At 47.1% G+C, this 19849-nt stretch carries 21 protein-coding genes; 19 read left to right on the forward strand and 2 right to left on the reverse strand.

Annotated elements, in window-relative coordinates; genetic code table 11:
- The first annotated feature begins 281 nt into the window (after positions 1-281).
- From pdhA to AC0YNT_RS06760, 12 genes are all read left to right on the forward strand, one after another.
- The gene (pdhA, locus tag AC0YNT_RS06705; RefSeq protein WP_475803856.1) at positions 282-1361 is read left to right on the forward strand and encodes a pyruvate dehydrogenase (acetyl-transferring) E1 component subunit alpha; all 1080 of its coding nucleotides are present in this window, start codon (positions 282-284) and stop codon (positions 1359-1361) included.
- Between the two features lie 58 nt (positions 1362-1419).
- On the forward strand, positions 1420-2397 hold the full coding sequence (locus AC0YNT_RS06710) for an alpha-ketoacid dehydrogenase subunit beta (protein ID WP_441896503.1): 978 nt from the start codon (positions 1420-1422) through the stop codon (positions 2395-2397).
- Between the two features lie 211 nt (positions 2398-2608).
- Positions 2609-3919: a dihydrolipoamide acetyltransferase family protein gene (locus tag AC0YNT_RS06715; RefSeq protein ID WP_475803857.1), complete on the forward strand. Its 1311-nt coding sequence runs from the start codon at positions 2609-2611 to the stop codon at positions 3917-3919.
- Between the two features lie 5 nt (positions 3920-3924).
- The gene (lpdA, locus tag AC0YNT_RS06720) at positions 3925-5340 is read left to right on the forward strand and encodes a dihydrolipoyl dehydrogenase (RefSeq protein ID WP_475803858.1); all 1416 of its coding nucleotides are present in this window, start codon (positions 3925-3927) and stop codon (positions 5338-5340) included.
- 105 nt (positions 5341-5445) lie between these two features.
- A complete protein-coding gene (locus AC0YNT_RS06725) occupies positions 5446-5937 on the forward strand; it encodes an acyl-CoA thioesterase (protein WP_167273775.1) in 492 nt (163 codons plus the stop codon).
- 52 nt (positions 5938-5989) lie between these two features.
- Positions 5990-6952, forward strand: a complete 963-nt coding sequence (locus AC0YNT_RS06730) for a thymidylate synthase (protein ID WP_475803859.1) — start codon at positions 5990-5992, stop codon at positions 6950-6952.
- Between the two features lie 17 nt (positions 6953-6969).
- Positions 6970-7461 (forward strand): dihydrofolate reductase, encoded by a 492-nt coding sequence (locus AC0YNT_RS06735; RefSeq protein WP_475803860.1) that lies wholly within the window; start codon positions 6970-6972, stop codon positions 7459-7461.
- A gap of 217 nt (positions 7462-7678) precedes the next feature.
- Complete coding sequence (locus AC0YNT_RS06740) at positions 7679-9169, forward strand: glutamate synthase subunit beta (RefSeq protein WP_475803861.1); 1491 nt, start codon at positions 7679-7681, stop codon at positions 9167-9169.
- 129 nt (positions 9170-9298) lie between these two features.
- Positions 9299-9619 carry a hypothetical protein gene (locus tag AC0YNT_RS06745; protein ID WP_475803862.1) on the forward strand — a complete coding sequence of 107 codons (321 nt, stop codon included), beginning with the start codon at positions 9299-9301 and terminating at the stop codon, positions 9617-9619.
- 51 nt (positions 9620-9670) lie between these two features.
- Entirely contained in the window at positions 9671-10810 is a 1140-nt protein-coding gene (locus tag AC0YNT_RS06750; protein ID WP_475803863.1) for a hypothetical protein, read from the forward strand.
- An 18-nt stretch (positions 10811-10828) separates the two neighbouring features.
- A complete protein-coding gene (locus tag AC0YNT_RS06755; protein ID WP_475803864.1) occupies positions 10829-13162 on the forward strand; it encodes a type IA DNA topoisomerase in 2334 nt (777 codons plus the stop codon).
- A gap of 37 nt (positions 13163-13199) precedes the next feature.
- A complete protein-coding gene (locus AC0YNT_RS06760) occupies positions 13200-13325 on the forward strand; it encodes a hypothetical protein (protein WP_475803865.1) in 126 nt (41 codons plus the stop codon).
- A 129-nt stretch (positions 13326-13454) separates the two neighbouring features.
- Here the strand turns inward: AC0YNT_RS06760 and AC0YNT_RS06765 are convergent, their stop codons facing one another.
- Positions 13455-14192 (reverse strand): HAD family hydrolase, encoded by a 738-nt coding sequence (locus tag AC0YNT_RS06765; protein WP_167273803.1) that lies wholly within the window; start codon positions 14190-14192, stop codon positions 13455-13457.
- Between the two features lie 143 nt (positions 14193-14335).
- Here AC0YNT_RS06765 and AC0YNT_RS06770 point away from each other — a divergent pair, with 143 nt between their 5' ends.
- Positions 14336-14473 carry a hypothetical protein gene (locus tag AC0YNT_RS06770; protein WP_475803866.1) on the forward strand — a complete coding sequence of 46 codons (138 nt, stop codon included), beginning with the start codon at positions 14336-14338 and terminating at the stop codon, positions 14471-14473.
- A gap of 74 nt (positions 14474-14547) precedes the next feature.
- On the opposite strand, the gene AC0YNT_RS06775 is transcribed toward AC0YNT_RS06770, so the two are convergent.
- Positions 14548-14772 carry a hypothetical protein gene (locus tag AC0YNT_RS06775; protein WP_475803867.1) on the reverse strand — a complete coding sequence of 75 codons (225 nt, stop codon included), beginning with the start codon at positions 14770-14772 and terminating at the stop codon, positions 14548-14550.
- Positions 14773-14933: 161 nt separating this feature from the next.
- Here AC0YNT_RS06775 and AC0YNT_RS06780 point away from each other — a divergent pair, with 161 nt between their 5' ends.
- The 6 genes from AC0YNT_RS06780 (at position 14934) to AC0YNT_RS06805 (ending at position 19846) form a co-directional block, all read left to right on the forward strand.
- Positions 14934-15659, forward strand: a complete 726-nt coding sequence (locus tag AC0YNT_RS06780; RefSeq protein ID WP_167273815.1) for a phosphonate ABC transporter ATP-binding protein — start codon at positions 14934-14936, stop codon at positions 15657-15659.
- On the forward strand, positions 15656-16168 hold the full coding sequence (locus AC0YNT_RS06785; protein WP_475803868.1) for a GNAT family N-acetyltransferase: 513 nt from the start codon (positions 15656-15658) through the stop codon (positions 16166-16168). The genes AC0YNT_RS06780 and AC0YNT_RS06785 overlap by 4 nt, the downstream gene beginning before the upstream one ends.
- A 15-nt stretch (positions 16169-16183) precedes the next feature.
- Positions 16184-16795: a DUF3298 and DUF4163 domain-containing protein gene (locus tag AC0YNT_RS06790; RefSeq protein ID WP_167273825.1), complete on the forward strand. Its 612-nt coding sequence runs from the start codon at positions 16184-16186 to the stop codon at positions 16793-16795.
- A 53-nt stretch (positions 16796-16848) separates the two neighbouring features.
- Positions 16849-17148 (forward strand): hypothetical protein, encoded by a 300-nt coding sequence (locus AC0YNT_RS06795; protein WP_475803869.1) that lies wholly within the window; start codon positions 16849-16851, stop codon positions 17146-17148.
- Between the two features lie 112 nt (positions 17149-17260).
- Entirely contained in the window at positions 17261-18892 is a 1632-nt protein-coding gene (locus tag AC0YNT_RS06800; RefSeq protein ID WP_475803870.1) for an amino acid permease, read from the forward strand.
- Between the two features lie 285 nt (positions 18893-19177).
- The gene (locus tag AC0YNT_RS06805) at positions 19178-19846 is read left to right on the forward strand and encodes an MOSC domain-containing protein (RefSeq protein WP_475803871.1); all 669 of its coding nucleotides are present in this window, start codon (positions 19178-19180) and stop codon (positions 19844-19846) included.
- Positions 19847-19849 lie beyond the last annotated feature (3 nt).

A 19849-nucleotide genomic window follows, 5' to 3' on the forward strand; every position in this document is an offset into this window, starting at 1 on the left:
CCTGAATGGAATGGTTAGCTTGTGGGTAAACAATAGTAAGGTAATGAGAATCTGCCCGTACCCAGTCATCATCTGGTTTTGAACCCTGATTGTATTATGCTGTTATACAGAAAAAACAAATCTGTTACATATACAATTCATTGGTGAAATCGGCCAGATTAGCGAAAAAACAACGGTTTTTTTGTTTTTTTCTTTGACCATCTTTGGTAAACAGGTGTATTATGATTCTATAACAGAGAGCTCCGATTTTCAAATATTAATGATCGAGGTGAGCGTTCAAAATGAGCAAAGTGCTTAACAAACTGCCATATGAAGTTCAAACGGAACCTGTAAAACCATTATCCGTGTTGTCGCTCGACGGCGACGTAGTTAACCCGGAATATATGCCGGATCTGACTGACGACCAATTAAAAGAATTAATGTACCGCATGGTATTTACGCGCACTTGGGATGAGCGTGCCGTTAACCTTGGCCGCCAAGGCCGTCTAGGCTTCTATGCTCCGGTATCTGGACAAGAAGCTTCGATGATCGGCAGCGAATATGCGATTAATAAAGATGATTTCATTTGCCCAGGCTACCGGGATATCCCGCAGCTTGTATGGCATGGTCTTCCTATGTATCAAGCCTTCCTTTATTCCCGTGGTCATCAACATGGCGGCCAAATTCCAGCTGATGTACATGTGCTTATGCCACAAATCATTATCGGCGCACAAGTGCTTCATGCAGCAGGCGTAGCAATGGCATTCAAGAAACGCGGCGAGAAACGTGTAGCGATTACTTATACAGGTGATGGCGGTTCCTCTGAAGGCGACTTCTACGAATCTATGAACTTTGCTGGAGTATTCAAGCTTCCAGTTATTTATGTCGTACAAAACAACCGTTATGCCATCACAACGCCGTATGAGAAACAAACAGCAGCTTTGTCTGTTGCTCATAAATCGGTTGCTGCCGGTATTAAAGGTGTTCAAATTGACGGTATGGACGTTCTTGCTGTTATTAAAGCAGTATCTGAAGCGGCTGAACGCGGCCGTAACGGTGAAGGTGCAACATTGATCGAGATGTTGACTTACCGTTTCCGTCCGCACTCCCTGTCTGATGATGCGACGAAATACCGTACGAAAGATGAAGAAGCGGAATGGGGCCTTAAGGATCCTCTTATTCGTTTCGGCAAGTTCTTGGAGAAGAAAGGCCTTTGGACAGAAGAAGATACAGCTCGCGTGAAAGAAGAAGCGAAAGCGGCTGTTAACGAGAACATCAAGAAAGCAGAAGCAACTGAGAAAATGACAGTTGGCGGCTTGATTGATTCTATGTTCGAAAAAACGCCTCAGCATCTCGAAGAGCAAAAGGCTGATTTTCAATAATACCCTTGCCTGACGATGGGATTTTGCACGAGCAAAAATGAAGGAGGATCTGACGATCATGGCTCAAATGAATATGTTGGAAGCAATCCGCGACGCTATGCGTGTGGAGCTTAAACGTGATGAGAACGTACTTATCTTCGGTGAGGACGTTGGTAAAGTCGGCGGTGTATTCCGCGTAACAGAAGGTTTGCAAGAAGAATTCGGCGAGGAGCGCGTATTCGATACGCCACTAGCTGAGTCCGCTATCGGCGGTTTGGCAGTTGGTATGGGTATCCAAGGTTTCCGTCCAGTTGCTGAAATTCAGTTCGTTGGTTTCATCTATGAAGCAATGGACCAAATGTTTATTCAAGCGGCGCGTATGCGTTACCGTTCCGGAGGCCGTTACAACTCGCCAATCGTATTCCGTACGCCATTTGGCGGCGGCGTTAAAGCAGCAGAACTTCACACGGACTCCCTGGAAGGTCTTGCAGTTCAAACACCAGGTATCAAAGTTGTTATTCCATCCAACCCGTACGATGCAAAAGGTCTTATGATCGCTGCAATCCGCGATAATGACCCTGTATTCTTCATGGAGCACCTGAACTTGTACCGTGCTTTCCGTGCTGAAGTACCAGAAGGCGAGTACACAGTTGAGATCGGTAAAGCAAACGTAGTTCGTGAAGGTTCGGACGTAACAATCATTGCTTACGGCATGATGGTTCACACAGCTGTGAAAGCAGCGGACGAGCTTGAGAAAAACGGTATTAAAGCGGAAGTTATTGACCTTCGCTCCTTGGTGCCGCTCGATATCGACACTATCGTTGCTTCGATCAAAAAAACAAACCGCGCAATCGTTGTTCAAGAAGCACAAAAAACTTCCGGCGTAGCAGCAGAAGTTATTGCTCAAATCAACGAAAAAGCGATCCTGCACTTGGAAGCTCCTGTACTTCGCGTTGCTGGTCCGGATACGGTATATCCGTTCGCACAAATCGAAGATACTTGGCTGCCAACACCAGCTCGTATCGTAGATGCGGTTAATAAAGTCCTGAACTTTTAATGTTATTCATCCTCATGGATGATGGATATAAATTGCCCGCTTAATAGCGGGCAAAGTCGTCATTAGGCGACAATAGATGTGAATGCTTACGAGGTAAGAATCACCGCAAAGAGCACGGCAATTCTTTAAGCACATGCTTACGAGGTAAGAATTATCACAACCGGCTTTAACAAGCCTGTTGTGCGACAATTCTTTTTAGGAGGATACAACAGTGGCGAAATTTGAATACAAATTTCCAGAGCTTGGCGAAGGCTTGCACGAAGGCGAAATCGTAAAAGTGCATATTAAAGTCGGCGACAAAGTAACGGATGACGATATCATCATGGAAGTACAGAACGATAAGGCAGTTGTAGAAGTTCCTTGTCCTGTAAATGGTGTTGTTACGGAAGTACGCATGAAGGACGGCCAAGTATGCCATGTCGGCGAAGTTGTAGCGATTATTGATGCAGAAGGCGATATTCCTGAGCAAGATACTCCTGCAGCAACTGAAGCTCCAGCTCCAGCGGCAGCGGCTCCTGCAGCACCAGCTGCTCAAGCAGCGGCACCAACTGCAGCTCCTGCTGTACCAGCAGAAGCACCGAAAGCAACAGGCGGCCAAGTACTGGCTACACCTAGCGTTCGTAAATTTGCCCGTGAACAAGGCGTTGATCTGACGACGGTTGCCGGCACTGGCAAAAACGGCCGTATCACGCGTGAAGATGTAACTAACGGCGGAGCAGCAGCTCCGGCAGTGATTGAAGCTCCAGCAGCTGAAGCAGCAGCACAAGCATCTGATGTACCTGCAGCAGCTAAACCTGCAGCAGCGGCAACTGACGCATACCGTCCAGAAGAGCGCGTACCATTCAAAGGTATCCGTAAAGCGATCGCTAACGCGATGGTTAAATCGGTATATACTGCTCCACACGTTACAATCATGGACGAAGTGGATGTTACAGAACTGGTTGCTCTTCGTACGAAATACAAACCATACGCAGAGAAAAAAGGTTCCAAGCTGACTTACCTGCCATTCATCGTGAAGGCACTTGTTGCGGCATGCCGCCAGTTCCCAATCATGAACGCTACGCTTGACGAAGCTAGTCAAGAAATCGTCTACAAGAAGTTCTACAACATCGGTATCGCGACAGATACAGACAACGGCTTGATCGTTCCTGTTATCGAGGACGCTGACCGTAAAAATATCTTCATGGTTGCAGACAAAATCCGTGACCTGGCTGTTAAAGGCCGCGAAGGCAAATTGTCCGCTGCTGAGCTTAAAGGCAGCACAATCACAATCTCCAACATCGGTTCCGCTGGCGGTATGTTCTTTACACCAGTAATCAACTTCCCTGAAGTTGCAATCCTGGGTACTGGCCGTATCTCTGAGAAACCGGTTGTTCGCAACGGCGAAATCGTGGCAGCACCTGTAATGGCACTGTCGCTGAGCTTCGACCACCGTCTCATCGACGGCGCAACAGCTCAAAACTTTATGAACTACATTAAACAACTTCTGGGTCAACCAGAATTATTCATCATGGAGGTGTAACTACAATGGTAGTAGGAGATCCGTCTTTAGATATTGATACTCTAGTCATCGGTGCAGGTCCTGGCGGTTATGTTGCCGCAATCCGCGCAGCACAACTTGGTCAAAACGTTCTGGTTGTTGAGAAAGAAAATGTGGGCGGCGTTTGTTTGAACGTTGGCTGTATTCCTTCCAAAGCGCTTATCTCGGCATCACATCAATATGAATCCATCAGCCATGCATCGGCGTTCGGCATTACTGCTGGCGACGTGAAGGTGGAATGGAACAAAGTACAGGAGTTCAAGAACGGTATCGTTAAAAAACTTACCGGCGGTGTTGCATCGCTTCTGAAAGCGAACAAAGTGCAATATTTCAACGGTGAAGTTATGTTCATTAACGAGAACGAAGCACGTGTCTTCAACGATCAAGAAGCACCGCGCTACCGTTTCAAAAACTGCATTATCGCAACTGGTTCCCGTCCAATCGAGCTGAAAGCATTCCCGTTCAGCGGCCGTATCGTTTCGTCGACTGGTGCATTGTCCCTGCCTGAGATTCCGAAAAGCATCATCGTTATCGGTGGCGGCTACATCGGTATCGAGCTTGGTCAAATGTACTCCAAATTCGGTACAAAAGTAACAATCATCGAAGGCGGCGACGCAATTCTGCCAGGCTTCGATAAAGATATGGGTTCGATCGTTGCTAAGAAACTTAAAGGCACTAACGTTGATATCGTTACTGGCGCAATGGCTCAAGGCGCTGAGCAAACAGATAAAGACGTTACACTGACTTATAAAGTTGGCGACAAAGAAGAGAAAGTAACAGCAGACTACCTGCTCGTTACAGTTGGACGTCGTCCTAACACAGACGGAGACCTTGGTCTTGAACTGGCTAACGTTAAAGTTGGCGAGCGTGGTCTGGTTGAAGTTGACGCACAATGCCGTACAAGTAACCCGCATATCTATGCAATCGGCGACATCATCGCTGGTCCTGCACTTGCTCACAAAGCAATGTACGAAGGCCGCATTGCAGCAGAAGCAATCTCTGGTCTGCCAAGCGTTATCGATTACAAATGTGTGCCTGCAGTATGCTTCTCCGATCCGGAATGTGCAGCAGTTGGTCTTTCCGAGAAAGAAGCAAAAGACAAAGGCTACAAAACAAAAGTGGGCAAATTCCCATTTGCAATCAACGGCCGTGCAATGTCGCTTAACGCGACTGAAGGCTTCGTGAAACTCGTTTCCGATGCTGAGACTGGTCTTGTTCTGGGCGCACAAATCATCGGTCTTGAAGCTTCCAACATGATTGCTGAGCTTGCTCTTGCAATCGAAATGGGTGCTACACTCGAAGATATCGCTCTGACTATCCATGCGCATCCTACACTGGGCGAGATCGTTCTTGACGCAGCGGAAGTAGCGCTTGGACACCCGATCCACACAGTAGCTAAATAATAGCTCCTCTAGTTGATATTTAATCGAAGAGGCCCCGCAGCTTGAACAGCATGCGGGCCTCTTTTTGCATATTATAACTGTACATAGCGTAAGGAGCGGTTGTTTATGGAAAAGCCGGCTAGTGCATCCAGAACGGTAATGACGCAGATCATTTTCCCGCTGGATACGAATCATCATGAGACGATGTTTGGCGGCAAAGTAATGGAGTATATGGATAAAGCAGCCGCTATTGCAGCGATGCGCCATGCTCGAATGCAGGTTGTTACAGCTTCGACGGACAGTATCGATTTTGTCGCTCCGATTAAAGTTGGCGAAGTCATTGAGGTGGAAGCATTCGTTAGTTGGACGAATGACAGCTCAATGGAAGTATGTGTTACCGTCCAATCCGAGAATTTGTATACGGCACAGCGAACGACGACGGTAACAGCTTTTTTCACCTTTGTAGCCTTGAATGATAAGGGCAGGCCAACCAAGGTGCCGAAGGTGTATCCGGAGTCAGAAGGAGAAATCCATTTATTTGCAACGGCTCCCGAACGATATGAATTACGAATGAAGAGAAAACGGGAAAGACAACACGCGGCGAAAATGTTAAAATAGTTAAATAGTTTTGTTCCCTTGTAGATCGAAATTCAAGGAGTTGAAAGAAACCGTGACTGTTCAATCGACAGAAGTCGAATATTTGGAATTACTGCGTTATGTATTAGCTAATGGTGTGAAGAAAGAGGATCGTACCGGTACGGGAACGATCTCGACCTTTGGCTATCAGATGCGTTTTGACTTGAATAAAGGTTTTCCGCTTTTGACGACAAAGCGTGTGCCTTTTAAATTAATCGTAAGTGAATTGCTATGGTTTATAAAAGGGGATACGAACATTCGATATCTTCTGCAGCATAACAATCACATTTGGGATGAATGGGCGTTCAAGAGGTGGGTGGAGAGCACCGATTACAATGGTCCTGATATGACCAATTTCGGCTTACGCTCACAGACGGATGATAGTTTTAATGGCCTTTACAAAGAGCAGATGGAGAAGTTTATCCAGCTTGTGCTGACAGACGATGAGTTTGCAGCCAAATACGGTGAACTTGGCAATGTATATGGCAAGCAGTGGCGGGAGTGGCGTACGACGCAAGGGGAAACGATTGATCAGCTTAAAGATGTAATCGCAACGATCAAGAAGAACCCTGACTCGAGACGATTAATTGTATCGGCATGGAATCCGGAAGATGTACCTTCGATGGCGCTGCCTCCATGTCATACGATGTTCCAGTTCTATGTTATCAACGGTAAGTTAAGCTGTCAGCTTTATCAGCGCAGTGGAGATATTTTCCTCGGTATACCATTTAACATTGCCAGCTATGCCTTGCTTACTCATTTGGTGGCGCAGGAATGCGGGCTGGAAGCAGGAGAGTTTATTCATACGCTTGGGGATGCTCATATTTATATGAATCACTTGGATCAAATTGATATTCAATTACAGCGGGACATGCGTGACCTGCCAGTCCTTGCGATCAATCCAGATGTGAAATCGATCTTCGACGTTGAGGTAGAAGATATCACGATTGAGAACTACCAGCCACATCCAACCATTAAGGCTCCTGTAGCCGTATAAGAAAGCAGGGTCGCATTATGTCGATTACGATGATTGCAGCCATGGATCGCAGCCGTACGATCGGAATCGGGAATAAGCTGCCTTGGCGCTTACCTGCTGAGATGGCGTTCTTTACCCGTCATACAACAGGCAAAACGGTCGTTATGGGTCGTAAAACCTTTGAATCGCTGCCGAAACCGCTGAAAGACCGCGTCAATGTCGTTATTTCCAGACAATCGGAATACGCCAAAGAAGGCTGTGAAGTCGTTCATTCGGTGCAGGAAGCGATTGACCGCTATGGGGAAGGCGAATTGATGGTTATAGGCGGTGCGGATATTTATAAACAGTTTCTCCCCTATGCGAACAAACTGCTGCTCACGGAAGTTGATACCGAAATTGAAGGCGGAGACGCTTTCTTTCCCGAGTTCTCATCCGATGAGTGGGAGCGGGTAGATGCTGAGCAAGTTGAACGAGACGAACGGAACGCCTTTTCTTTTACCTTCCAAACTTTTACTCGTCAAAAGTCGTAAGGAAGCAAAAATAAAGAAATGACGAACGATATGTCATAAAGTGCAAATGATTGTGCGGATAATCCATTAACGACAGAAGACAACAATGATAGGCTTTTTTAATATAATATTCGCGTGTTTAATGAAGTTTTTTGTTGAAATATTTAAAGATACCCGATATAGTTTTAAGAGAATAATATATAGCTTTTCGGGAATATTGGATGGAGGAAATTCGCACATGTCTACACCTACAGGTTTTATGCAGTATCAACGTGAATTGCCGGCCGATCGTGATCCGCTTGAGCGGATTAAGGATTGGAATGAATTTCATAAACATTTGTCGGATGAGCAGCTGCGTACGCAAGGCGCTCGCTGTATGGATTGCGGAACTCCTTATTGCCATACTGGCATGGAACTTGCAGGCTCGGCATCCGGCTGCCCGGTTAATAACTTGATTCCAGAATGGAATAACTTGATTTATCGGGGATTGTGGCGTGAAGCACTTGACCGTTTGCACAAAACGAATAACTTTCCAGAATTTACTGGCCGTGTTTGTCCTGCTCCTTGTGAAGGATCTTGTACAGTTGGCCTGATCGGTGATCCGGTAACAATCAAGACGATCGAAAATGAGATTATCGAGCGCGGCTTTGCAGAAGGATGGGTTGTTGCTCAACCTCCTAAAGTCCGCACAGGTAAAAAAGTAGCCGTAGTTGGCTCTGGTCCTGCAGGTCTTGCAGCAGCAGCTCAATTGAACAAAGCAGGCCATAAAGTAACTGTATACGAACGTGCTGACCGCTTAGGCGGACTTCTCACTTACGGTATTCCTACAATGAAGCTTGAGAAGCATGTTGTAGATCGCCGCGTGAACATCATGAGAGAAGAAGGAATTGAGTTCGTAACAAGTACTGAGATCGGCAAAGATATTTCAAGAGACGAGCTTCTGAAGGAATTCGACGCTGTCATTATGTGCGGCGGCGCAACGAAAGCTCGCGACGTTGAGATGGAAGGCCGCAGCTTGAACGGTATCCACCTTGCGATGGATTATCTGAATGGAACCATTAAGAGCTACCTGGATTCGAACCTCGAAGATGGCAACTACATCTCGGCTAAAGATAAAGATGTTATCGTTATCGGCGGCGGCGACACTGGTACAGACTGCGTGGCAACGGCACTGCGTCACGGATGTAAATCGGTTACACAATTTGGTACGGTTGCGAAAGCACCACTGGAACGTGATATCGTGAACAACCCTTGGCCGCAATTCCCTAATGTTTACACGCTTGATTATGCACAAGAGGAAGCAAAAGCCCTTTACGGTGAAGATCCTCGTGCATTCTCCGTACTGACGAAGAAATTTGTTGGCGACGAGAATGGCAACCTGAAAGAGCTGCACACGGTACAAATCGAGCGTACAGTTGATGAAGAAACTGGCCGCAGAATTTATAAAGACATCCCAGGCACAGAAAAAGTATGGCCGGCTGATCTTGTCTTTATCGCGGTAGGCTTTGAAGGTCCAGACAGCTCGCTGATCGATTCGTTTGGTCTTGAGCAAGACCGTCGTACGAATGTGAAAGCAACTTACGGCAAATACAAAACAAACGTTGATAAAGTATTCGCAGCAGGCGATATGCGCCGCGGACAAAGCCTTGTTGTATGGGCAATCAACGAAGGACGCGAGGCAGCTCGCGAAGTGGATAAATATTTGATGGGATCGTCGATGCTGCCTTAAGCAGGAAGTTAATGACGATAACTATCTTTAACAGGAAGCGCCTACGGGCGCTTTTCTTGTCGATTACGGATATAAGCATTTGCTTACGAAGCAAGAATGGCTAACCATTCTTTTTTAGGAGGACAGTTGATGATTAAATATGGATTAGATCGTGTAACAGAACTGCGTTTCGAAACGTTTAAGGCTGAGATAGAGCGGAGAGACCATCAGTGGGTTGATATTACCCTTCGATTCGTGGTAACGGATGAGACACCTATTCCCGAAGATCTAATTGATTTTAGCGGACTAGTTATTTGTACGTTAGGTGGCGCAATCGCGCAAATCGTCCCTCAGGATGAAGATATCGATTGCGAGTATCAATTTACGACTTTCGAAAAAGAACAAATTCGTACCTTTATCGAGAGTGATGAAATCCAGCAGCGTATTAGAAATCTATCCTCCCCGTTGTAAGGAAACTTGTGGTAAAATCGGTTTGAGATGACGTAAAGGGGAGAATTCGTCATGCCGGCCGATCAAGCAGAAGCTTTTGTGTTAACCCCGACCGATGTACGCAAAATCAGACAATACGTTCAGCATAAATATGCGGCTATGCCGCAAGATAAGCGGGCAGAGATTGTAGCAGATGCTGTCAGCCGCATTATCCATAAGCAGCTTCCTTCCTTCGAGGAAGCGATTAAACATGAGGTTACAGCGAGACTGATTCGGACAACCGTGTTGGAGAAGCAAATGCCGGTCCGAGCGGATGATATCTTTGAAGCTTGCTTATCCCTTGATATGACGGATGCCAAAGTAGTTACGCCGCTTCATCAATGGGTAGAGGAGCAGACTGGTGCCGAGCTGACTTGGGACTTGTTTCATATTCAATTGGACAAGCTGGTGCAGCATCGACAGCCTGCCATACAAGGCGCATGGGAGCAGTTGAAGGAATGGATGAGGTCTGAGCATCTTATAGAGGTGAAGATGAATCCGCCGGTTGCTGAGTTGGCAGAGGTAGTTCCTCTGCCTGTACAGAATGTTGGCAGGAAGTTTGTTAAGCCGTATAAGTCGAAGCAAACCTTGACTTATCTTCTTTTATCTTTATTACTGGTTTGTGCATCCCTGCTATATGGGTGGTCATTATTGAAACCATCTCCTAACAAGCTCCAGCCACCTGTAAATTTGCAATCCTTCGAAAAAGCCAAGCCGGTGGTAAAGAATAACGAATTACCGGAAGAGCTTCGTTATGCAGATGTGGACAAGGTCAGTCTTGTTGATTTTTTAAACAGCAGAGATTCGTTATTAGCTGAGCAGCCTTATTTGGATGCCATTATTGATGCCGCTAGAACATTTGATATACATCCCCTCTTTTTATTCGCGATTACCGGTCAGGAGCAGGCTTTTGTGCCGAAGTCGAATAAACAGGCGAAGAAGATCGCCAATAATCCGTTCAATGTTTTTTATAGCTGGAAAGACTACAATACGACCATTCGAGACTCAGCACGGATCGCTTCAGAGACTGTCTTGAAATGGAGCAGGAATCGGCCGGAGGGCAAGGACCCGATTGCATGGATCAACCGCAAATATGCAGAGGATCAGCATTGGGCCGATGGCGTGAGTAAAATTTTTGCAACGATGAAAAGCAAAGTGGAACGAACAAGCTAGAGTTAGAGAGGCGATTTGTTGAAGACATTAATTATTGCGGAAAAGCCGGATATGGGACGGACGATAGCTGCGGTTGTTGAACCAAAGGCATCTAATAAGCGGACGTACTTGGAAGGTGACCGTTTTATTATTACATGGGCGATCGGTCATCTGGTTACTTTAGCGGAGCCTGACCAATATGATGCCCGCTATAAAAAGTGGAATGATCAGGACTTGCCAATCATCCCGCAAACATTCAAGCTGTGGCCAAATGCCCGGACAAAGGATCAATTAAAGACGATCGGTGAGCTTGCGAAGCGATGCGGCCGTCTCGTTAATGCCTGCGATGCTGGGCGAGAGGGACAGCTTATTTTTCATCTGATTAGACAATATTTGAAGCTTCCTCAGCCGACAGACCGTCTCTGGATCTCTGATTTGACGCCTGAGACGATTCGGAAGGGGTTTGATACCCTTCGAAGTGATGAAGAGTACGCACCACTGACGAGGGCAGCACGGGCGCGCAGTGAGGCAGATTGGCTGATTGGGATGAATGCTTCGCGTGCGTTTACAATCCGTCATAAAGCTCTGCTGTCTGTTGGCCGAGTACAGACACCTGTACTTGCGCTGCTGTATGACCGCCATAAGGAGATTGCTGCTTTCCAGTCAGATATGTATTATGTGGTGAAAGCTTCCTTCGATCAGAGTGGATTTGGTTACTCCGGTATATGGCAGGGTGATCGGTTAACAGATAAAGCAAAGGCGGAGGCATTAGCAGCCAAGACTCAAGGCAAGCCTGGCATCATTAAAGATTATCAGACAGCGGAGAGCAAAGAGTATCCGTTCCGTCTTCATGATCTTACGCTACTGCAGCGGGAAGCCAATGGCCGTTATGGTTATTCGGCGAAAAAGACGCTTGATATTGCGCAGGCTTTGTACGAGAAGCATAAAGCAATCACTTATCCGCGTACGAACTCCAACTACGTGACGGAAGAAAATTTGCCTGTTATGCAGAAGGTGCTTTCGATGCTGCAAGGCAACGATACGTACAGGGAGCTTGCGAATGGTGCAGACCGCAGCCGGGTGCATAAAGGCAATAAGGCCGTGTGTAATCCGGCAAAGGTCGAGGATCACCATGCGATTATGCCAACGCCAAAACGGCCTTCGGGACTTAACCCGGAAGAGCAGAACATCTATGACATGATTGTTAGACGTTTCTTGTCGCAATATTACCCGCCGGCAGTTTATAAGAACCATACGGTATTAACAGAAGTAGAAGGCGAAACCTTCCGTACGAAAGCGAAGGAATTGCTGGATATTGGCTGGAAGGTTGTTCAGCAGGATCAAGCACAAACGGCGAAGAAGACAAGCAAGCGTAAAGGCAGCGAGAAGGACGAAGCTGAGGCTGATGAAGAAGAACTGCTAATGGATAGGCCATTCTCTATTGAGCCGAGCCAAGGTGTACGCTGTGTGAAGTCGGAAGCGCTCGAGAAAACAACTCAGCCGCCGAAAGCCTATACTGAGGGGACTTTGCTTAAAGCGATGGAAAGTGCGGGCAAGTCGATGGAAGATGACGAGCTTCGTGAAGCGATGAAGGATACCGGCTTAGGGACGCCTGCTACACGTGCAGCAACGATCGAGCGTTTGAAGCAGGTTGGTTATGTTGGACTAACCGGCAAGAAGCTGGAGATTTCCTCAAAAGGCTGCGCTGCGATTGAATTGATCCGAGGAGCGGGCGTAGATTTGCTGGCATCACCGGAGATGACAGGCCGGTGGGAGCAGCGGCTCCATCAAATTTCACGTGGTGAAGCATCTGATGATCAATTTATAATGAAAGTGAAGCAATTTGCTGCTATGATCGTCGATAAGGTGCGTCAGCAGCGTCCGGCAGCCCCAGGTACGTTCGAAGAGCGGGAAAGCGGCGGTAAACGCGGGACGGCTGCTGCTGGTGCGAAGAAAGGCAGCCGTACGACTAAGGCAGCCAGCGGCAGTAGAGAACGTTCTACAGCAGCTTCTGCCTCATCCTCGTCTAGGTCTTCATCATCTGGTACACGGACAGCAGCAGCTTCCTCCAGCAAGCAAAGCGCAGCAAGTCCATCATCGACACGAGAACCGATAGCAGCTTGTCCAAGAGCCGGCTGCCATGGTCATATCATTGAAGGTAAACGTGGTTTTGGCTGCAGCGCGTTCCGGGATGGCTGTACCTTTGTTATCTGGAAGGAGCAGCAAGGGAAGACGATATCGATCACGATGATTAAATCCCTGCTGGAAAAAGGGGCGACAAGTCAACTGACCTTCAAACGTCCAGATGGCAGCAGCACCAAGAGCAAGTTCGTGCTTATGGACAGGGATAAAGGAACGTTAACCGTCCAGTAGATCAGTAGGTGCATGCAATAGGAGGAACGTTATGATAATGAGAAAGCTTGCTCGAATAGCTGGAGGCACGATTATCGTAGCAGTCATTCTGTTATTTGTTCTACTATGCTTAGGTGGGATTCTTTTCTTTTCCGGGGTTTGGTACGAAGCATCGTTTATGTGAGAAAAACTCCTATCGTAGTACTTCGAGGAAGAACGACCGCGTTTAAGCGGAAGTTTTTATCGCCAATCGGAATGATTTCTTAGTAAAAAAGGAGTAAAGCAGCTAAGGCCGCTTTACTCCTTTTCTTTGTTACCCACGATTAATGTAGTCATGGATTGCAGGAGGGACCTCCAGCAGGTTATTCAAGGTGAAGAAAGCGCCTTTTGGCTCTACTTCGATATTGATCACATTATATTGCCATTCCGATTCTGCCATCATATGGATGGCGTGAATGCCAGCAGTTAAGGCCGGAACAACATCCGTGCGGATGGAGTTGCCAATCATCCAGGTTAAGCCGCGGTCGTAACCGCCTTGAGCCAAAATTTGCTCCAGTGCCTCGCTGTTCTTGTGGCGGCGGATATATACCCGATTATCGAAGTAGCGTTCCAGATGCATACGTTCAATCTTACGGCGCTGGATCGTCAGCTCACCACCGGTATAAAGATGGAGGATATGACCATCTCCAGCTAGCTTATCAAGCGTAGATTCCATATTGGGATAAGGCTCAGTCTCATGCTCGTATACGCTAAGACCAAGCTTCCACAAGAAGTCCTGCTCCGTGGAGGAACGCTTGCGGCCGGTCAGGTCACTGTAGTAGTTATATGTATCGATAAAAGACTGCGGGAAATGCTCGCTCTTAAATCCGAGCACAGCTACACCCGCAATATCAATTTCTGTCTGTTTATTACGCACGGCTTCGGCACTAACGCCTTCGTAACCGGCAAACCATGTCGTCATCGCATCAACAAACTGCTCGATAACGAAATAGAAATATTTATTACAATGGATTAGAGTGTCATCCAGGTCAAAAAATAGATTTTGCTTCATATAAAGCACGGCTCCTTTGGTGAAGTTCATCGTATGAACAATCTACCTCATTAGAAGCCCTACGTCAACGAAGGGGCAAATGGGATGTTTATTTCAGGTGAATTATGCTAATCATTCTCATAAAGAGCAGGGAGGTGATGAGCATGCCGTTTAATAAAGCTGATAAAACGCAGAACCGCCAAAACCACTCCAGCAGCAAGTCTGAAGCTATTGGCCTGAAGCTGAACAAAGTTGCAAACCGCCCCCCAAGCTTGAATGGAATTAATAAACAACTGCCGTAAATAAGGCAAACGGAATGCAGGATGCCACTTAAGGTCATCTTGCATTCCGTATTACATCATTGTATTTAAGCATATTAAGCATATTTCATCTGAGCATTGGTCAATTTATTCTTAATAAAGGCGATACGACGCCGAACATAAAAGTCCATGCTGTCTCCCTTCAAATCATTTGGCGAAATCACCTCCTCTGCATGATTATCGATAATCTTTAATGTTCCGTCCGTATAAAATTTAAACGTTAAGTCCCGGCGCGGCCATCCTTTCTCTAAATAACGAAAGTTTTCGCAGCTCTTATTCATGGTGATTCAGCCTCCTTCAAATGATTATGGGATGATGGATATCAAGAACACTTGTTCTGTTTTTATTATAGCAAACATTTGTTCGCGTGGAAACTATTTTTTGTTTCTCGTAAACTAGATTTATAGAGTTGCGAAGCGTTTACAAAAAGGGGCATGGACTAATGTTGAAAATAATGAATCTGACACAGCAAATTCCCGGCGGGCCTACCATTCTGAAGAACATCAGCTTTGAAGTATTGCCCGGCCAATTCATTGCGATAAAAGGGGCTAGCGGGAGCGGGAAGTCGATGCTGCTCAAATGTCTGGCACTGCAGCAAAAGTGGACTAGTGGAAATTACTTTTTCGAAGGGGAAGATATATTCAAGTCGGGCCTTTCAGGAAAGCTGAAGATCCGCCGGGCAGTCGCTTATTTGGAAGAGAAGCCTGCGCTCCATCAGAATAAGACAGGCCTTAAGAACGTCAGCATCGGGGCGGTTACTCAAACACCGGCATGGCGCAGATGGACAGGGATGCTGCGTAGTGATGATTATATGGGTGCAATGGATACGATTGAAAAGTTAGGCTTGATCGATAAAGCACATCAGAAAGCTAGCACAATGAGCGGCGGCGAACGCCAGCGTATTGCCATTGCCCGAGCATTGGTGCATGGCGCAAAGGTTATTGCGGCAGATGAGCCAGTAGCCGGCCTGGATCCGCATACAGCTGACCGGGTGTTGTCTGACCTGAAGAGACTTAGCCAGGAGCAGGGAGTTACCGTTATTGCCGTGCTCGATCAAGGGGATTGGGCGGAGCGGTTTGCCGACCGGATCATTGGCTTGAATAATGGTGAGCTTGTTCTTGATGTAAAAGGCAGAAGATTGACTGAACGGGAGAAAATGCTGCTGTGAGCAATATCGAGCTTAGACTGATTAAGGAAGACGAACTGGAAGAAGCGCTGCATCTCGAGCAGCGTTGTTATGTACCGGATGCTGCCGCTACGCGGGAAGGGTTCCGTTATCGCTTTGATCATTACCCGGGATATTTCTGGTCGGCATGGTTGGGAGATAAGCTGCTTGGCATTACGAACGGCATTCGTACTTCGGCGTGGTCCTGCGGCGATGAAATGAAGGGCGACCAGCAGGATGATGAACAAGGGAATAACTTCTGCATCCTGACCGTTGCAGTAGCGGATGAAGCAAGACGGCAGGGGATTGGAGCCATGCTTTTGAACAAGCTGGTTAAGGAATGTGATGAGGCAGAACATGACGTCATTATTCTCATGTGCGAGCCTCATCTTATCCGATTCTATGAGCAAGCGGGTTTTACGTATATTGGAGTATCTTCATCATCACATGGCGGTATAGAGTGGCATGAAATGAGACGTACCCTGCATATAATGGAGCATCTGACCAAATAGGTAGGTGTCTTCGAAATGGCATTTCAGTCTCCAGTTATTGTCCAATCGGCAAGAGCGGCTTCCCCCAAAGCGGAGCTATGGATTCCTTATGTAAGCGGCGGTCCGAATGATGATGCGATCAAGCGAATCAATGAATCCATTCGAAAAGCGGCTCAACAGCTGGTAGACGAGCAGGGCTCGCTGGACGATCCCCGGGCTGAAATGACCGGGTATTACGAAGTGAAGACCAACGAGAGAGATATTCTCAGCCTATCATTATTTAATTACACCTATTCGGGGGGCACGCATGGATTAACGCTGCAGGTATCGCTCACTTTTCGTGTATCGACTGGACACGCCTACAGTCTTCCGCAGTTGTTCAAACCGGGGAGTGCCTACATTCACCGGATATCCGAGATCGTCGATAAGCAGATTAAGGATCGGGACATCAGTACTCTGGAACCGTTCCAATCGATTCGGCCAGATCAGGATTATTATATTGCGGACCGTTCGATCGTCATTTATTTTTCGTTGTACGAATTGACACCTTATGCTTATGGTTTTCCGTATTTTCCGATTTCGGCCTATGATCTTCAGGATATCGTGAGTGAGAATGGGCCATTAGGTGTTATGGTACCAAACAACTAAAGCAGAGACGGCAATGGACATGCTAGGGGAGTTGCCAGAAGGAGCTGATCCGAATGGCCAAAAAGAAATGGCTTGGCTTAATCGTACATCTTGTGCTGGGCGCTTTGTTTCCCTACGTACTCATTGGCGGTATTGTACTACTCTATGGATTTATGGCACCATCAACCGGATCCCAAAAGGCATATGGTTTAGTTATAGTTTCGGTCTACATCTTACTCCTCATCGGGATTAATGTTTGGACACTTAGAAGATTGGATTTTCAGGCGAGATGGCGATGGTTGATCATTCATACTTTGGCCTGGGCGGCGGCTGTTGTTACATCATTCGCAATGCTGCGATTCTCGGAATTATAAAAGCCCGGCTGCTTGCCGGCATGGAGGGCTGTCCTTATGGGCAGCCCTCTTCTTGTTGCTTGACATGACCGATCTTTCTCCCTCATACATTATCGTAGTAGGGAGGGGTTCCATGATGGCCGCCGTTTGGATTGGTCTCTTGCTGTTTGCTATTGTTTGTGTCTGTGCCTTGATGATTACGGCAAGGGCACAGAATAGTATTCGTGCTTCGAAGCACATTAGTATGATTGCTTATGGCGAATATGCCCAGTCACAGCAGGATAAGCATGACCTTAATTTATTTGGGCTCGCCCAGCAGCTGCGGAGGCGGTTAGGCGCCGCCGCGTCATTTGGCCTTTCATTTCAATCCATGGGCTTCATTGGAGCCATATTTCTGTTAGCTGGTCCTGCTCTGAAGCAGGGGGGACCCTCAGTCGTCAGCCTTGGATTACCGATCCTTGCGTTGTTTGGTCTTCTCGTTAGTGCTTCACTTGCGGAGTTGTCATCAGCCGTACCGACTGCTGGTGGTGTCTATCATTGGTCGTCAGCGCTTGGAACAAGGCGGTGGGGCTGGTATGCCGGATGGTTCCATCTCGCCGGACATCTTGCAATCATGACGGTTATGAATGGGGCATGTGCATATATATTGGATAAAATGCTGGCTGTATGGCTCGACTATTCTTCCTCGTGGCTATCAATTGGATTGCTTCTAATCGGGATTACTGCCCTTCAAGCTGTGGTGAACCATTGGGGAACAGGCCGTCTCGGCTCTATGCTGGAAGCAGGGATATTGCTGCAGGCTACGATTCTTGCAGCCATTATTGGCGGGATCTATATTACTTTCGGGCAAGGCGTGTATTCGCCTGAGCTGCTATATTCCTTTCAAAAATCCACGCTGGACGGTCATGTAACGCCGTGGGCTTTTATCACTGGTGTATTTGTACTGCAGAAGCTGTTTCTGGGGATGGATGGAGCCGCCCAGGCGTCTGAGGAAATTAGGGATCCAAGAGTTCGTGTTCCGTGGGCGATCTATTTATCATCGGTGTACACGATGATTGGAGGATTCGTTCTCTTGATGTGCCTTACGCTAGTTCTTCCGGCGATCGTGGGAACTACCTTATTCAGCAGTAGTGACAACCTGTTCGCGGCTGCTGCGCTCGATGGCTGGCAGGGCAATTCACTTATTGTTCTGGTTATTGCTGCTGCATTATGGGGGAGTGGGAACAGCGAGATGCTTGTGTGCTCGCGGGCTGTCTTCTGTTTGGCAAGAGATCAGGCACTGCCATACAGTAGAGTGTTATCTCAAGTAACTAGGAAACTTCAGACACCTTTACCAGCCATACTAGTTGTTTCTGTTTTATCCGTTATTTTGTTTGGAGTAGGGAGACTGGTCGATGGGGGAGAGGTGGGTATCTCCAGCTTACTTGGATTAGGAGTATTATGCTTGCAGCTGGCCTATGCGATTCCAATTGGGATTAAGTTGAGATTGCATGGAAGGCATCGCTTGCTGGAGGATGCTCCCTGGCATTTAGGTGTATACAGTTCGTTCGTCAATTGTACGGCATTTGTGTGGCTGATCGTCTCTGGAGTACTGTCTGTCTTTGCGCTTGGGATATGGGGAGCGGTTGGAACGGGGGTGCTGCTTGTGCTGATCATGGTCATGGATCGGAAATACCGGAAGCAGCATCTGGCGAAACTTCAAAGCCGGTTAAAGCGGCCAAGAGGCGAAATCATCCGAATTGAGCGAAAATTCCATATTCACTGAAAACTTTGGGAAATGAGGAAATATTGCGCCTGTTATTTCCCGGGGAAGCGCATAAAACTACACAAACAAAACGTTTTCGACATTACAGGCTCGAATGCTACAAAAGGTGTCGAAGAGTAGTCTTGAAAGACTAGTTATTCATGGCTGAAAAGACTGGTTTTATAGGTGTTTTAGGCTGATTAATGGCATTAATAATAGACAGGCAAAAGATGTTTTTGCCATCTTCTCCCTAATAAGATTATAATAGTGGAAGAGTAGATTAGGACAGGAGGCTAAGAGAAGCAAATGTCTTGGGAAATAAAGAACAGCCGTATTGTATCTCTAAACGTCGGAATTCCTGTAGAGGCCATGTATGGAGCAAAGCCTATACAGACCGGCATATTCAAGTCGGCATCGAATGACAAACATTATTTAAGCACTACCGGATTGTCCAGTGACGGGCAGGCAGATCTTGTTCATCACGGCGGGCCGGACAAAGCGGTTTGCGTCTATTTCGAGCGTCATTTTCCCTATTGGGAAGAGTGGCTGGGAAATAAACTGAGCTATGGTGCTTTCGGAGAGAACTGGACACTATCGGAATGGTCAGAGCAGGATTTATGTATTGGAGACGTCCTTCAGGCAGGGAATGTTGTCGTGCAAGTCAGCCAGCCTAGACAGCCATGCTTCAAGCTTGGCATTCGTCATGAGCGGCCTGAGCTGACAGCCCATGTTCAGCAGACAGGATTTACAGGCTTTTATTTCCGAGTGCTGCAAGAAGGAGAAATTGGTGCAGGCGAAGACCTCAAGTTGGTTAAGCGGCATCCTGCAGCGATCTCTCTGGCGGAAGCTAATCGCGTCATGTATGAAGGAAAGACTGACCTCGAGGGCATGACTGCTTTGCTTGCGGTAGATGAGCTGTCAGACAGTTGGAAGCAAACGTTAAAGAGCCGTGTGGAGCGGCTGCAGCAAATGTAAGGA

The sequence above is a fragment of the Paenibacillus sp. J22R56 genome (assembly GCF_056269375.1).